We start from the raw sequence: 14,814 nt of genomic DNA, 5'->3' as shown, positions 1-14,814 counted from the left end.
ACATAAAGCGAATTTTCGTTCGCTTGGAAAATACATTCTTTGTTATAATTTGTTGTAGAGGTGAAGGACATGTCAAACAAACTTGAAACAGGTATTCAATATATGCAAGAAGGAAATTGGGAAGAAGCAGCTAAAAATTTTACAGAAGCAATTGAAGAAAATCCGAAAGATGCGCTTGGATACATTAATTTTGCAAATTTATTAGACGTATTAGGAGATAGTGAGCGAGCGATTTTATTTTATAAACGTGCATTAGAGTTAGATGATAAATCTGCAGCTGCTTATTATGGCTTAGGAAACGTATATTATGGCCAAGAGCAATTTACTGAGGCGAAAGTTGTATTCGAACAAGCAATGCAAGCTGGATTACAATCAGCTGATGTAACATTTATGTTAGGTATTACACATGTACAGCTTGGAAATGATCGTCTTGCACTACCATTCTTACAAAGAGCAACAGAATTAGATGAAAACGATGTAGAAGCTGTATTCCAGTGCGGACTTTGCTTTGCGCGACTAGAACATATTCAAGAGGCGAAACCTTATTTTGAAAAGGTATTAGAAATGGATGAAGAGCATGCAGATGCGTATTACAATTTAGGTGTTGCTTACGTATTTGAAGAAAATAACGAGAAAGCTCTCGCTTTATTTAAGAAAGCAACTGAAATTCAGCCAGATCACTTTTTAGCTGGTAATGGCGTTCGTTTATTAGAGCAAGAAGCTGAATAAGATAAAAATATAGTTTAATGGGTAGTTATCCCTCATCTAAAAAGGTGGGGGATGTACTGCTCATTAAAGTGAAAATATCGGAAAGGAGAGGAAAGATGGGAAATCAACATGCAATGGATTTGTTTGAGGAAGAGAAAAAATTTATAAAAGCGCAAGTTCTTCATACCATTTTCCACAACGAAGAAAACCTCTATTCCGTTGTCAGTATGAAAGTCATTGAAACGAATGAAACGTATGACGAAAAGAAAGTAATGATAAACGGTCATTTTCCCCGCATGCATGAAGATGAAGTGTTTACATTGACAGGTCACTTTAAGGACCATCCAAAGTATGGAAAACAATATATGGTTGAAACATTTAAAAAAGAATTGCCGCAAACAAAAGCAGGTATGGTGCAATATTTAGCGAGTGATTTATTTAAAGGGATAGGAAAGCGTACAGCGGAAAAAATTGTGGATCATCTCGGGGAACATGCTATTTCTAAAATTATGGATGACCCTGAGGCGTTAAATGGTGTTGTTAACAAACAAAAGGCTCAGGAAATATATGAGACAATTGTTGAACATCAAGGATTAGAGAAAGTAATGAGCTTTTTAAATGGTTACGGTTTTGGAACGAAACTTTCTATTAAGATTTACCAGCAATATAAAGAGATGACATTAGAAGTGATTCGTAATAATCCGTATCAACTTATTGAAGAAGTGGACGGGATTGGTTTTGGACGAGCGGATGATATAGGGCGTGCGTTAGGGATATCGGGTAATCACGACGACCGTGTACGAGCGGGATGTTTTTACACATTAGAGAATGTCTCATTGCAACTTGGTCACGTTTATATGAGGAAAGATCAACTTGTAAGAGAAACGATGTCACTTTTAAACAATCAAGAAGGAAGAGTGACTGAAGAAGATATTATAGGTTGTATTGAAACGATGCAAAGTGAAGGGAAAGTCATCATAGAAGAAGAACGAGTGTATTTAGCAACTTTATTCTACTCTGAAAAAGGTGTTGTAAAGTCTATTCGTCGATTGATGAATCAAGAGGAAACACCTTCATTTCCTGAAGCAGAAGTGTTAAAAACATTAGGTGAAATTGAAGAACAGTTGAATGTACAATATGCACCATTTCAGCAAGAAGCGATTCAAACGGCACTTCATAAACCGATGATGTTATTAACAGGTGGACCAGGAACAGGAAAAACAACCGTTATTAAAGGGATTGTTGAAATGTATGCGTCACTTCACGGATTATCGTTAAATCCGAATGAATACAGTGATGATAATCCATTTCCAATACTATTAACAGCTCCAACAGGAAGAGCAGCGAAGCGGATGAGTGAATCGACAGGACTTCCAGCTTGCACAATTCACCGTTTGCTTGGCTGGACGCCAGAAGGATCTTTCCAGCGTAATGAAACGGATCCTGTCCAAGGTAAGCTCCTTATTATCGATGAATTTTCAATGGTTGATATTTGGCTCGCAAATCAGCTATTTAAGTCGCTACCAACGAATATTCAAGTTATCGTTGTAGGTGATGAAGATCAGTTGCCATCTGTAGGACCTGGACAAGTATTAAAAGATTTATTAAATGCAGGTGCAGTTCCGACAGTGAAGCTTACTGAAATTTATCGTCAAGCAGAAGGCTCATCTGTTATTCAACTTGCCCATGCGATCAAAGACGGCACACTCCCACCAGATTTAGCGCAAAATAAAAAAGATCGTTCGTTTATCAGCTGTACAGGGGCTCAAATTGTTGAGGTTGTGAAAAAAGTTTGCGAAAACGCTAAAACAAAAGGCTTTAGTGCAAGGGATGTTCAAGTATTAGCACCGATGTACCGCGGGCCTGCTGGTATTAATGTATTAAACGAAGCGCTGCAACAAGTATTTAACCCGAAAAGGGAAAAGAGTAAAGAAATCCAGTACGGTGATGTTGTATACCGAAGAGGCGATAAAGTACTGCAACTCGTTAATCAGCCGGAGAGCCAAGTGTTTAATGGGGATATCGGAGAAATTGTTTCGGTGTTTTATGCGAAAGAAAACGTTGAGCAACAAGATATGATTATCGTTTCATTTGATGGAATTGAGGTAACGTATACAAAGCCGGATTTAAATCAAATTACACATGCATATTGTTGTTCGATTCATAAATCACAAGGTAGTGAATTTCCGATTGTTATTATGCCGATTGTGAAAAGTTACAACCGTATGTTACGCCGTAATTTAATTTACACGGGCATTACAAGAAGTAAGAAGTTCCTTATTATTTGCGGGGAGGAAGTAGCTTTCCAATCTGGTGTAAATCGCCTTGATGATGCAATGCGTCAAACAACTTTAGCTAGTCGCTTGCAGGAATCACAAGGAGAAGTACAGATGGTCACAGTTAATGGCGAGGAAATGGACGTGGAAAACATTTCACCGTATGATTTCATGTAACAAGGTGAAATTATATAGTGAAACTTTCAAACGCATAGCGTTGAAAGGCTCCAGCAATGTATAAATGAATGCGGTTTGGACATAATGGCGAATAGAATCTGGGAGACTGTAAGGAGATGAAAGCCATATGTTCATTTGTCCAAATTGCAAAGGGAAAGACATTGGAAAAATAGGTGTCAACCAATTTTATTGCTGGAATTGTTATATCGAATTATCGGTTTCAAAGGGGAAAATCCATACGCATCAAGTTGAGGAAGATGGTTCATTAAGCTCTCTTGATGATTTATTTGATGAGAATGAAAGAACGATCGGATAACGAAAAGGGGGATTTACTTTGAATCTACGCAATTCATTAATCGCATTAGGTGTTGGAGCTGCAGCATATCAATATGCTCGTAAGCAAGATGTATTTTCAAAACGCAATATGAAAAAAGCACGTAAGATGATTAAGTCTTACTTATAATCATTTCGATAAAGTGAAAAACTCCCTTATAGACAAGGGAGTTTTTTTATGCACTCATATGCAAATAAAAAAGTCCAATTTCTGAGAAAAGATAAGATAAACCGTAACAGCCAACGCCAAGTATTCCATACTGCCATAATTGCTTCGCTTTTTCTTTACGTGAGGAACGAATAAAGAACCCCTTCCAAATACCAAAGCCGATACAAATCCATTCAAGAATCATAAAAATTGCTGATAATCCAAGCATAAACAAAACCATAATTAGCCCTCCTGATTACATTATTTCATGCTGTATTCTCAGGGGTGGTTGTCCTTGTTATGTTATTTATATGTACGTCTTTAAAAAACAGTATGGTCCGTATGAAAAGATTTTAAAAGTTTCACACATAACCTAACCCATTTATTTTCAAAATAAAGGTGGAGGAGGTTTTTCATGTGAAGAATCTTAAAATCATTTGGATATATCGTTTAGGATTATTGTTACTTGTTTTTCTTTGTTTGCTCGTCTTTTTAAAAATTAAGCCACTATGGGCACCGATTATTTTTGTATTTAAAGTAGCAATTACGCCGTTTCTTATCGCCTGTTTTATTGCGTATTTATTGCACCCTTTAATTGAAAAAATTCATAAGGAAGGGATGCCCCGTACACTTGCCATTTTGCTCATTTATATCCTTTTCTTCGGCGGAATTGGTTATGGGATTTATAAAGGAACACCAGTCGTTATTAAACAGTTACAAGAGATTAATGAACAATTTCCGCAGTTTACAAAGATGTACGATTCGTGGATGGATGGCGTTACAGAACAAACAGCGAATTTCCCTTCGTTCATTCATGAAAAGGTGAAACAACTTTTTGTGGGTGTGGAAACGAAGATTCAAGCGCTTTTAAATAAAGTGATGAGTACAGCTCGTGGTGTACTCGATTCATTGCTCATTATTTTCTTAATACCGTTCATTGTATTTTACATATTAAAAGATTATGGTGAGTTTTATCATATCTTTTGGAAACTAGTCCCAAGTAAATGGCGAGGTACGGGGCAAATGCTTGCGAAAGAAATTGATAAGTCACTTGGAAGTTATATTCGAGGACAGTTATTTGTTTGTTTAGTATTAGGGGGAGTATCAGCTCTTTCTTTTTGGTTTATCGGTATGAAATATCCATTATTGCTTGGCATTATTATTGGGGTAACGGATATAATCCCGTACTTTGGTCCTATTTTAGGAGCGATCCCGACGTTAATGATTGCAGCAACAGTATCAACGAGTTTACTTATTAAGGCGGGGATTACGATTGCTATTTTGCAATTTGTGGAAAGTAACATTTTATCGCCTTACATTGTTGGTAAGTCACTTCGTATGCATCCTGTTATTATTATGCTTGCATTACTTGTTGGAGGGGAAGTAGCTGGTATTGTAGGATTACTAATATCGGTTCCGATTTTAGCAGTTATTCGTACTGTCATTGTTCATGTGAGACCTCTCTTGAAAAAAGAAAATGTGTAAGTATAGAAGCCCTCTATGTAAGAAATAGAGGGCTAATCATATATTTATTTAGAAAGCTGCTCGTGTATCTTTTGAACGAGGGAGCTCACATCATTTGTTTGAATATGTTTTATTTTTTTCCATTCGTTATCATACATAAATACAATTTGATTGTTGAAAAGACGCTTTTGTTCTTTTAGATTAGAAATTTTTGCGAAAGAGTACTCTTCAAATATTGGATTCTTACTTACATCTGGCCCGTAAAAGAATAGCCTTTTGTTCGTTAAAATTAGCAATCCTGGCCTTGCGACGGAACGATAAATAAATATGTCTAATGAACATGCTGCGTAAAATAATATCGTTTCGTCAGTCGCTAATATGTTTTTAGCTTTGTTAAGTAAGGTTGTCATTGTGATCGCTCCTTTATTTTATTAACAATAATTTAATTATAGAAAAAAAGTAATATTTAGAAATTTTTATAAATAATTATTGTAAGGAGATTCCAATTTATTAATAAACGCATAATATATGAAAAGGCTGTTAAGAATGAATAGTAGAATACCTATGATTAATAAGCGATTAATACAATATAAATGATTATCTACATTGACAAACTTAAGAGAATTCTATTATATTTAGTCATATAATACATTAAATCAATGACGGAACAAGTACGTTACAGTCCATTTATAGAGAGAAGCTTCCATATGGCTGAAAGAAGCTTTAAATGAAGGGTAACAGAAAGCTAATCCTGAGAGCAGCTAATCACTGCCGTCTTGCCACGTTACGGCACCATGAGGTGATGAATTGATTGTTATTGTAATCAATTCATAATTAGGGTGGTATCGCGAGTTAACTCTCGTCCCTTTTATAGGGACGGGAGTTTTTTATATTTAAGGAGGAAAATACAATGAAACAACTAACAGGCGCACAAATTCGTCAAATGTTTTTAGACTTTTTCCAAGAAAAAGGACATGCAGTAGAACCTAGTGCATCACTAGTTCCGCATGAAGATCCATCTCTTCTATGGATTAATAGTGGTGTAGCAACATTAAAAAAATATTTTGATGGACGTGTAATCCCACAAAATCCACGTATTACAAATGCTCAAAAATCAATTCGTACAAACGATATTGAAAACGTAGGGAAAACAGCTCGTCACCATACATTCTTTGAAATGTTAGGAAACTTCTCAATTGGTGATTACTTCAAAGAAGAAGCAATTACATGGGCTTGGGAATTCTTAACGAGCGACAAATGGATCGGATTCGATAAAGAATTACTATCAGTTACAATCCATCCAGAAGATGAAGAAGCATTCACAATTTGGAATGAGAAAATGGGCGTTCCAAAAGAGCGTATTATCCGCTTAGAAGAAAACTTCTGGGATATCGGTGAAGGACCAAGTGGACCGAATACAGAGATTTTCTATGACCGCGGAGAAGCTTACGGTAATGACTTTAGTGACCCAGAATTATATCCAGGTGGAGAAAACGAGCGTTACTTAGAAGTATGGAACCTTGTATTCTCTCAATTTAATCATAATCCAGATGGTTCATATACACCACTTCCTAAGAAAAACATTGATACAGGGATGGGTCTAGAACGTATGACATCTATCGTTCAAGATGTGCCTACGAACTTTGATACAGATCTATTCATGCCGATGATTGGTGCAACAGAATCAATTTCTGGTGAGAAATATCGTAATGGCGATTTAGAAAAAGATATGGCGTTTAAAGTAATTGCTGACCATATCCGTACAGTAACATTTGCTGTTGGTGACGGTGCTCTTCCTTCTAACGAAGGCCGTGGTTATGTATTACGTCGTTTATTACGCCGCGCTGTTCGTTATTCGAAGAAATTAAACATTAACCGTCCATTCATGTTTGAATTAGTACCGGTTGTTGGAGAAGTAATGAAAGACTTCTATCCAGAAGTACTTGAAAAGAAAGATTTCATTGCGAAAGTTGTGAAAAACGAAGAAGAGCGTTTCCATGAAACACTTCATGATGGTGAAGCAATTTTAGCTGAAGTTATTACAAAAGCAAAAGAAGAAAAAACAACTGTTATTTCTGGAGTAGATGCGTTCCGTCTATATGACACATACGGTTTCCCAATCGAATTAACAGAAGAATATGCAGAAGAAGCTGGTATGACAGTTGACCAAGAAGGCTTCGAAAATGAAATGGAAAAACAACGTGAGCGTGCACGTGCTGCTCGTCAAGACGTTGACTCAATGCAAGTTCAAGGCGGTGTACTTGGAGAAGTTAAAGTAGCGAGTGAGTTCGTTGGTTACGGTACAGTTGCAACAGAAAGTAACGTTGTTGCACTTGTGAAAAACGGCGAATACACAGATAGCTTACAAGCTGGTGAAGAAGGACAATTAATGCTTGATGTAACACCATTCTATGCTGAGAGCGGTGGACAAATTGCAGACCGTGGTTACCTTCTTGCTGATGGCGTGAAAGTTCTTGTAAAAGACGTGCAAAAAGCACCAAATGGTCAAAACTTACACAAAGTTGTTGTTGAAGAAGGTACATTAACGAAAGATGCGGCTGTGAAAGCTATTATCGATACGAAAAACCGTAGTAGCGTTGTGAAAAATCATACAGCAACTCACTTACTACACCAAGCATTAAAAGATGTACTTGGAACACACGTTAACCAAGCAGGTTCTCTTGTAACTTCTGAACGTTTACGCTTTGACTTCTCTCACTTCGGTCAAGTACAAGCTGACGAATTAGAAAAAATTGAGCGTATGGTAAACGAGAAAATTTGGGAAAGTATTGATGTTGAGATTTCTCAAAAAGCAATCGAAGAAGCGAAAGAAATGGGCGCAATGGCATTATTCGGTGAAAAATACGGTGATGTTGTACGCGTTGTACAAGTTGGCGATTACAGCTTAGAGCTTTGTGGTGGTTGTCACGTTGATAATACAGCTTCTATCGGTATTTTCAAAATCGTTGCTGAGTCTGGTATCGGTGCAGGAACTCGTCGTATTGAAGCAGTAACTGGTAAGTCTGCATACGAATTAATGAACGATCAAGTAGGTTTATTAAAAGAAGCAGCAGGAAAAATGAAAACAAATCCGAAAGATATTTTAACAAGAGTTGATGGTCTATTTGCCGAAGTAAAACAACTGCAAAAAGAAAACGAATCTCTTGCTGCGAAATTAAGCAATATCGAAGCTGGAAACTTAACTGATTCTGTAATGACAGTTGATGGTGTGAATGTATTAGCAGCGAAAGTAAATGTCGCAGATATGAACAACTTACGTACGATGATGGATGATCTAAAAAATAAATTAGAGTCGGCAGTTGTTGTATTAGTGTCTGTTAATGACGATAAAGTAAATATCCTAGCAGGTGTAACGAAAGACTTAATTGGCCAAGGTTACCATGCTGGTAAACTTGTGAAAGAAGTAGCTTCTCGTTGCGGCGGTGGCGGTGGTGGCCGTCCTGATATGGCACAAGCAGGCGGTAAAAACCCAGCTCAAGTCGAAGAAGCTTTAGCATTTGTACAAGAGTACGTTAAATCTGTTTCAAAATAAAGAGATAGTAGTGTACAATGGTAGGGAGAGGAGAAGTTCTTCTCCCTATACTTACTATATAAGTGAGGTGCTTGAAATGGACGGTTTTGATAAAACAATGAAGTTTAGCATTCAAGATGAAAAACAGAGTGTCCATGTAAATGATGTACTTTTAACTGTGTATGATGCACTTCAAGAAAAAGGCTATAATCCGATTAACCAAATCGTCGGTTATTTATTAAGTGGAGACCCAGCATACATACCTCGCCATAAAGATGCACGTAGCATCGTTCGCAAGCTTGAACGTGATGAGATTATTGAAGAGCTTGTGAAGTCTTACTTGAAACATCATCGTGAGGAGTAGTTTATGCGGATATTAGGTTTAGATGTAGGTACAAAAACAGTCGGAGTTGCAATTAGCGACGAAATGGGCTGGACAGCACAAGGATTAGAAACAATTAAGATTAACGAAGAACGAGGTCACTTTGGTTTTGATCGTATTTCTGAGTTAGTAAAGCAGTACAATGTGGATAAAATAGTAGTAGGTTTACCTAAAAATATGAATGGTACAATTGGCCCACGTGGTGAAGCGTGCCAACAATTTGCAGAAAACCTACGAGAGCTGTTACAATTAGACGTTGTAATGTGGGACGAGCGTTTGTCAACGATGGCAGCGGAACGTCTACTCATTTCAGCTGATGTAAGTCGTAAGAAGCGAAAACAAGTAATCGATAAGATGGCTGCAGTCGTAATCTTACAAGGATTTTTAGATAGTAAATAAGAGGTGACCAAAATGGAAGAAAATCAAATTACAATTGTAGACGAAAAAGGTAACGAACATTTATGTGAAATTATTTTCACTTTTGATGCTGAAAAATTTGGTAAAAAATCATATGTAGTCTTCTCTCCAATCGGTGAAGTAGACGAAGATGGAGACCCAATTTATGATGCAATGGCTTATGAGCAAAATGAAGAAGAGGGCGGAAGCTTACTTCCAATCGAATCTGAAGAAGAGTGGGAAATGGTACAAGAAATGTTCAACACTCTTGCTGATGAGCAAGAAGCTGAATAATAAGTACTGAAAAGATGGACGACATACAGTCCATCTTTTTTTGTATTTATATGTAAAATGAAAGATTTTTTGTCGAAACTGTGTAAGTCTTTGTAGTATAATGAGACGGATTGTAGAAAAATAAAGTGTCTATTAAAAAAAGATAAGTGAATTTGTTGCGTTTTTACATCGTGCTGTATAGAAAGGTGTACATACGGTCTACAATTAAGTAAGGAGGAAATGTTTTGATAGAGAATCAAGTGAAAAAGAAGCGTAGACGCATCTTTTTATTTTCGATTATTGCACTGCTTTTAGTTTGTGGTTCAGTCTATGCGTATATTTCATCCGCATTAGGACCAGTTGATAGCGGGAATAAAAAAGAGATTGAAGTAGAAATTCCGAAAGGATCATCTACAAGTAAAATTGGAGAAATTTTAGAAGAAAAAGGCGCTGTAAAAAACGGTACAGTTTTTAGTTTTTATACAAAGGCTAAATCGAAAAGTTTACAAGCAGGTACATATTTATTAAACCCTTCAATGAATGCTGAAGATGTGATCGAACAAATGTCATCTGGCAACGTGCATCGTCCAGCTCTTTATAAAGTGACGATTAAAGAAGGGGCGCAAGTAACTGAAATTGCAGAAACGATTGCGACAGAACTAAAGTGGAATAAAGATGATGTTACGCATCAATTAAACGATAAAGCATTTATTCAAAAAATGCAGCAAAAGTATCCGAAGTTATTAACGGATAAAATCTTTGATAGTAATATTAAATACCCATTAGAAGGTTATTTATATCCTGCAACGTATTCGTTTTATAAGAAAGATACAACGTTAGAAGAAATTGTAATTCCGATGCTTGAGAAAACAAATGCAATCATTGTTCAAAATGAGGCGAAAATGAAAGCGAAGAACTGGGATGTTCATCAGCTTTTAACATTATCTTCACTTATTGAAGAAGAGGCAACTGGTTTTACAGATCGTCAAAAGATCGCTAGTGTCTTTTATAATCGTTTAGCAAAAGGTATGCCGCTTCAAACGGATCCAACGGTATTATATGCACTTGGAAAGCATAAACAACGTGTATTATACGAAGACTTAAAGGTCAACTCACCGTACAATACGTATGTTGTAAAGGGATTGCCGGTAGGGCCGATCGCAAACTCTGGTAAACATTCAGTGGAAGCTGCGTTAGAACCTGCGCAAACAGATTATTATTATTTCTTAGCTGCACCAAGTGGTGAAGTGTACTATGCGAAAACATTAGAAGAGCATAATGCATTAAAGCAAAAATACATTACGAAAAAACAGTGAAATGGGGAGGGATAGCGAAAAAAGTCGCACATCCCTCTTTTTTGTGGTAAAATATATCGGGTTAAAAACTGGCAGAAGAATCGTTTTTAATATCAAAACGGGACGTACAAGCTAAGGGTAAAGCTGGCTTGTATTTTTATTGCATTCTATGTGGGAAAAGACGTCATAGAGGCACTTCTCCATGTAAATAAGGAGGACCATTTATGGAGGATGCAGTTAACGAGTACCTATTATCATTTATTGATCCGAAAGATAAATTAATTCTTGAAATGGAAGAATATGCAACAGAAAATCATGTGCCGATTATGGATCGACTTGGAATGGAATTTATGCTGCAATTTTTACGTTTAATTGGACCGAAAAGCATTTTAGAACTTGGAACAGCAATCGGTTATTCTAGTATTCGTATGATGCAAGCTATTCCAAATTCACGTATTGTGACAGTTGAGCGCAATCGTGAGCGATATGAAAAAGCACTTGAATATATAGAACGTTCCCCAGTAACAGATCGTATTTCAGTTATTTACGGTGATGCGTTAGAGACAGGTGAACAAGTAAAAGAACACGGGACATTTGACGTTATTTTTATTGATGCAGCAAAAGGACAGTATCGTCGCTTTTTTGACTTATATGAACCGTTATTAAATCCTGGTGGCGTAATTATTTCAGATAATGTTATGTACCATGGTCTTGTAACGACAAAAGAGAAGATTGAAAACAGACGTACACGTGGTTTAATCCGTCGTATTAAGACGTACAATGAGTGGCTTATGAACCATGAAGGATATGATACAACGATTTTCCCAATTGGTGATGGAGTAGCTGTTAGTAAAAAGAGAGGGTGACCAAGGTATGAAGAAACCTGAATTGTTAGTAACGCCAAGAGCGGTGGCGGATATCGAACTTCTTGCGAAAGCAGGAGCAGATGCGGTAATGATCGGTGAGCAAAAGTTTGGTTTACGTTTAGCAGGGGAGTTTTCACGTGAAGATGTAAAACAAACTGTGAAGATTGCGCATGAAAATGGTGTGAAAGTATACGTAGCAATGAACGCTATGTTCCACAACGATAAAGTAGAAGAATTAACAGATTACGTTTCATTTTTAAATGAAGTAAATGTAGATGCAATTGTTTTCGGAGATCCAGCAGTATTAATGGCTGTTCGCGAAGTAGCGCCAAATATGCAGTTGCACTGGAATACAGAAACGACAGCAACGAATTGGTTCACTTGTAATTACTGGGGCCAAAGAGGAGCGAAGCGTGCTGTATTAGCTCGTGAGCTGAGCTTAGATGAAATTGTTGATTTAAAAGAAAATGCTGAAGTGGAACTAGAAGTACAAATTCACGGTATGACTTGTATGTTCCAATCGAAGCGTTCATTAGTAGGAAACTACTTTGAGTATCAAGGACGTAATCTTGACGTTGAAAAGAAAAAATATGAAGAGAATATGTTCTTATATGACCCAGAGCGTAATAATAAATATCCAATCTATGAAGATGAAAATGGTACTCATATTATGAGTCCGAACGATATTTGTTTCATCGATGAATTAGAGGAACTAATCAAAGCTGAAGTTGACAGCTTAAAAATCGATGGTGTACTAAAAAGTTCTGAATACATTATTGAAGTAACGAAGAAATATCGTCAAGCAATTGATTTATGCGTAGAAGATCGTGATGCGTATTATGACGTGAAAGATGCTCTATATAAAGAAATAGAAGAAATGCAACCAGTAAATCGTCCGTTAGACACAGGATTCTTCTTTAAAGAAACGGTTTACTAAACGAGGAGGGTGTAGGAAATGACTGTACAAGAAATTTCACGAGTGATCGATGGCAAGCGCGTTATTGTGAAGAAACCTGAACTGTTAATCCCTGCGGGTAACTTAGAAAAATTAAAAGTAGCTATCCATTATGGGGCAGATGCTGTATATTTAGGTGGACAAGAATTTGGTCTTCGTTCGAATGCAGGTAACTTTACGCTGGAAGATATGGCAGAAGGCGTTGAATTTGCAAAGAAATATGGAGCGAAAATATATGTAACAACAAATATTTTCGCACATAATGAAAATATGGACGGGCTAGAGGAATATTTAAAAGGGATTGAAAAAGCTGGCGTAACGGGAATTATCGTTGCTGATCCGCTTATCATTGAGACGTGTAAACGTGTAGCGCCTTCTGTTGAGGTGCATTTAAGCACACAGCAATCACTATCCAACTGGAAAGCAGCACAGTATTGGAAAGAAGAAGGTTTACATCGTCTTGTATTAGCTCGTGAAGCAAGCTATGAAGAAATGAAAGAAATTAAAGACAAAGTGGATATTGAAATTGAAGCATTCGTCCATGGTGCAATGTGTATCGCATATTCAGGAAGATGTACACTAAGTAACCATATGACAGCGCGTGACTCTAATCGTGGCGGTTGTTGCCAATCTTGCCGCTGGGATTATGATTTAGTTCAAACAGTATCACAACATAAAGATGCAAAAGAGCTTCCTCTATTCCAAGAAGAAGATGCTCACTTTGCGATGAGTCCAAAAGATTTAAATTTAATTTTATCAATTCCGAAAATGATTGAAATTGGAATCGATAGTTTAAAGGTAGAAGGACGTATGAAATCAATCCATTACGTAGCGACTGTAGCAACTGTATATCGTAAAGTAATTGATGCTTATTGTGCGGATCCGGATAACTTTGAGTTTAAACAAGAATGGTTAGATGAGCTTGATAAATGTGCAAATCGTGATACAGCTCCTGCATTCTTTGAAGGGGTTCCAGGACATCAAGAGCAAATGTTTGGAAATCATAGTAAGAAAACAACGTATGATTTTGCTGGTTTAGTGTTAGATTATAATGAAGAAACGGGCATCGTAACGCTTGAGCAACGTAATCATTTCAAACCAGGACATGAAGTGGAGTTCTTTGGACCAGAAATAGAAAACTTTACGCAGACGGTGGAGAAAATTTGGGATGAGGATGGAAACGAATTAGATGCAGCGAGACATCCGTTGCAAATCGTGAAATTCAAAGTGGATCAACCAGTGTATGTGAATAATATGATGCGCAAAAGCATACTTCAATAAGAAAGAGTGGTAGTCGAATGGGGACGAATAAGCCTGTTGTAATTGGAATCGCTGGTGGTTCAGGATCAGGAAAAACAAGTGTAACGAAAGCGATTTTTGACCATTTTAAAGGTCATTCCATTTTAATCTTGGAGCAAGATTATTATTACAAAGATCAAAGCCATTTACCAATGGAAGAGCGTTTAAAAACAAATTATGATCATCCGCTTGCGTTTGATAATGATCTGTTAATTGAACATTTGCAGCAGTTGCTTGCATATGAGCAAATTGATAAGCCTGTATATGACTATACATTGCATACGCGTTCAGAAGAAATTATTCCAGTTGAGCCGAAAGATGTAATTATTTTAGAAGGAATTCTTATTTTAGAAGACCCACGTCTTTGTGAGTTGATGGACATTAAGTTATTTGTTGATACAGATGCTGACCTTCGTATTCTGCGCCGCATGCAGCGTGATATTAAAGAGCGCGGTCGTACGATGGATTCAGTTATTGATCAGTACGTAACTGTTGTACGTCCAATGCACAATCAATTTATTGAGCCTTCTAAGAAGTTTGCGGATATTATTATCCCTGAAGGTGGACAAAACCATGTTGCAATTGATATTATGGTGACAAAAATTGCAACAATTCTTGAACAAAAAGTAAATTTGTAATAGCATAGTAAAAGATATACGGTAGGAAGGGATTTTTTCCCTTCCCATCGAATACAATGAAACATGCAACCT

Annotated in this window: 16 protein-coding genes and 1 other annotated feature; of the genes, 14 read left to right on the top strand and 2 right to left on the bottom strand. The window is 36.9% G+C overall.

Annotation, left to right across the window (positions count from 1 at the left end; genetic code table 11):
* Nucleotides 1–69 precede the first annotated feature (69 nt).
* The 4 genes from OXT04_RS13015 to OXT04_RS13000 all read left to right on the top strand — a co-directional run bounded on the left by OXT04_RS13015 (nucleotide 70) and on the right by OXT04_RS13000 (nucleotide 3,624).
* Nucleotides 70–729, top strand: coding sequence for a tetratricopeptide repeat protein (locus tag OXT04_RS13015; protein WP_000066411.1), 660 nt, complete (start codon nucleotides 70–72; stop codon nucleotides 727–729).
* A gap of 95 nt (nucleotides 730–824) precedes the next feature.
* On the top strand, nucleotides 825–3,161 hold the full coding sequence (gene recD2, locus OXT04_RS13010) for an SF1B family DNA helicase RecD2 (protein ID WP_000528080.1): 2,337 nt from the start codon (nucleotides 825–827) through the stop codon (nucleotides 3,159–3,161).
* Nucleotides 3,162–3,288: 127 nt separating this feature from the next.
* On the top strand, nucleotides 3,289–3,477 hold the full coding sequence (locus OXT04_RS13005; RefSeq protein ID WP_000469281.1) for a hypothetical protein: 189 nt from the start codon (nucleotides 3,289–3,291) through the stop codon (nucleotides 3,475–3,477).
* An 18-nt stretch (nucleotides 3,478–3,495) separates the two neighbouring features.
* A complete protein-coding gene (locus OXT04_RS13000; RefSeq protein WP_001053553.1) occupies nucleotides 3,496–3,624 on the top strand; it encodes a YrzQ family protein in 129 nt (42 codons plus the stop codon).
* Nucleotides 3,625–3,670: 46 nt separating this feature from the next.
* Here the strand turns inward: OXT04_RS13000 and OXT04_RS12995 are convergent, their stop codons facing one another.
* Nucleotides 3,671–3,883 carry a hypothetical protein gene (locus OXT04_RS12995; protein ID WP_267415179.1) on the bottom strand — a complete coding sequence of 71 codons (213 nt, stop codon included), beginning with the start codon at nucleotides 3,881–3,883 and terminating at the stop codon, nucleotides 3,671–3,673.
* 176 nt (nucleotides 3,884–4,059) lie between these two features.
* On the opposite strand from OXT04_RS12995, the gene OXT04_RS12990 reads away from it, so the two are divergent.
* Nucleotides 4,060–5,127, top strand: coding sequence for an AI-2E family transporter (locus tag OXT04_RS12990; protein ID WP_000793129.1), 1,068 nt, complete (start codon nucleotides 4,060–4,062; stop codon nucleotides 5,125–5,127).
* A 44-nt stretch (nucleotides 5,128–5,171) separates the two neighbouring features.
* Here OXT04_RS12990 and OXT04_RS12985 read toward each other — a convergent pair whose 3' ends face one another.
* Nucleotides 5,172–5,516, bottom strand: a complete 345-nt coding sequence (locus tag OXT04_RS12985) for a PH domain-containing protein (RefSeq protein ID WP_000209466.1) — start codon at nucleotides 5,514–5,516, stop codon at nucleotides 5,172–5,174.
* Between the two features lie 240 nt (nucleotides 5,517–5,756).
* Nucleotides 5,757–5,976, top strand: a binding site (T-box leader).
* Between the two features lie 40 nt (nucleotides 5,977–6,016).
* On the opposite strand from OXT04_RS12985, the gene alaS reads away from it, so the two are divergent.
* The 9 genes from alaS to udk all read left to right on the top strand — a co-directional run bounded on the left by alaS (nucleotide 6,017) and on the right by udk (nucleotide 14,742).
* Entirely contained in the window at nucleotides 6,017–8,659 is a 2,643-nt protein-coding gene (gene alaS / locus OXT04_RS12980; protein WP_071713644.1) for an alanine--tRNA ligase, read from the top strand.
* 76 nt (nucleotides 8,660–8,735) lie between these two features.
* Complete coding sequence (locus OXT04_RS12975; protein ID WP_000348591.1) at nucleotides 8,736–9,002, top strand: IreB family regulatory phosphoprotein; 267 nt, start codon at nucleotides 8,736–8,738, stop codon at nucleotides 9,000–9,002.
* Between the two features lie 3 nt (nucleotides 9,003–9,005).
* Nucleotides 9,006–9,419, top strand: a complete 414-nt coding sequence (ruvX, locus tag OXT04_RS12970; RefSeq protein ID WP_001221193.1) for a Holliday junction resolvase RuvX — start codon at nucleotides 9,006–9,008, stop codon at nucleotides 9,417–9,419.
* A 12-nt stretch (nucleotides 9,420–9,431) separates the two neighbouring features.
* Nucleotides 9,432–9,710 carry a DUF1292 domain-containing protein gene (locus OXT04_RS12965; RefSeq protein ID WP_000392245.1) on the top strand — a complete coding sequence of 93 codons (279 nt, stop codon included), beginning with the start codon at nucleotides 9,432–9,434 and terminating at the stop codon, nucleotides 9,708–9,710.
* 224 nt (nucleotides 9,711–9,934) lie between these two features.
* Nucleotides 9,935–11,005: an endolytic transglycosylase MltG gene (mltG, locus tag OXT04_RS12960; protein ID WP_025117783.1), complete on the top strand. Its 1,071-nt coding sequence runs from the start codon at nucleotides 9,935–9,937 to the stop codon at nucleotides 11,003–11,005.
* Nucleotides 11,006–11,208: 203 nt separating this feature from the next.
* Nucleotides 11,209–11,850 carry an O-methyltransferase gene (locus OXT04_RS12955; RefSeq protein WP_000389102.1) on the top strand — a complete coding sequence of 214 codons (642 nt, stop codon included), beginning with the start codon at nucleotides 11,209–11,211 and terminating at the stop codon, nucleotides 11,848–11,850.
* Between the two features lie 7 nt (nucleotides 11,851–11,857).
* Nucleotides 11,858–12,787, top strand: a complete 930-nt coding sequence (locus tag OXT04_RS12950; protein WP_267415166.1) for a peptidase U32 family protein — start codon at nucleotides 11,858–11,860, stop codon at nucleotides 12,785–12,787.
* Between the two features lie 18 nt (nucleotides 12,788–12,805).
* Nucleotides 12,806–14,086, top strand: a complete 1,281-nt coding sequence (locus tag OXT04_RS12945; RefSeq protein WP_000217961.1) for a peptidase U32 family protein — start codon at nucleotides 12,806–12,808, stop codon at nucleotides 14,084–14,086.
* Between the two features lie 17 nt (nucleotides 14,087–14,103).
* Nucleotides 14,104–14,742: a uridine kinase gene (udk, locus tag OXT04_RS12940; protein ID WP_000537080.1), complete on the top strand. Its 639-nt coding sequence runs from the start codon at nucleotides 14,104–14,106 to the stop codon at nucleotides 14,740–14,742.
* Nucleotides 14,743–14,814 lie beyond the last annotated feature (72 nt).

The sequence above is a fragment of the Bacillus sp. GC_Bacil_1 genome (assembly GCF_026540675.1).
GTDB lineage: Bacteria > Bacillota > Bacilli > Bacillales > Bacillaceae_G > Bacillus_A > Bacillus_A cereus.
The sequence above is the reverse complement of the archived record's forward strand: the minus strand, read 5'-3'. Positions and strand labels throughout refer to the sequence as shown.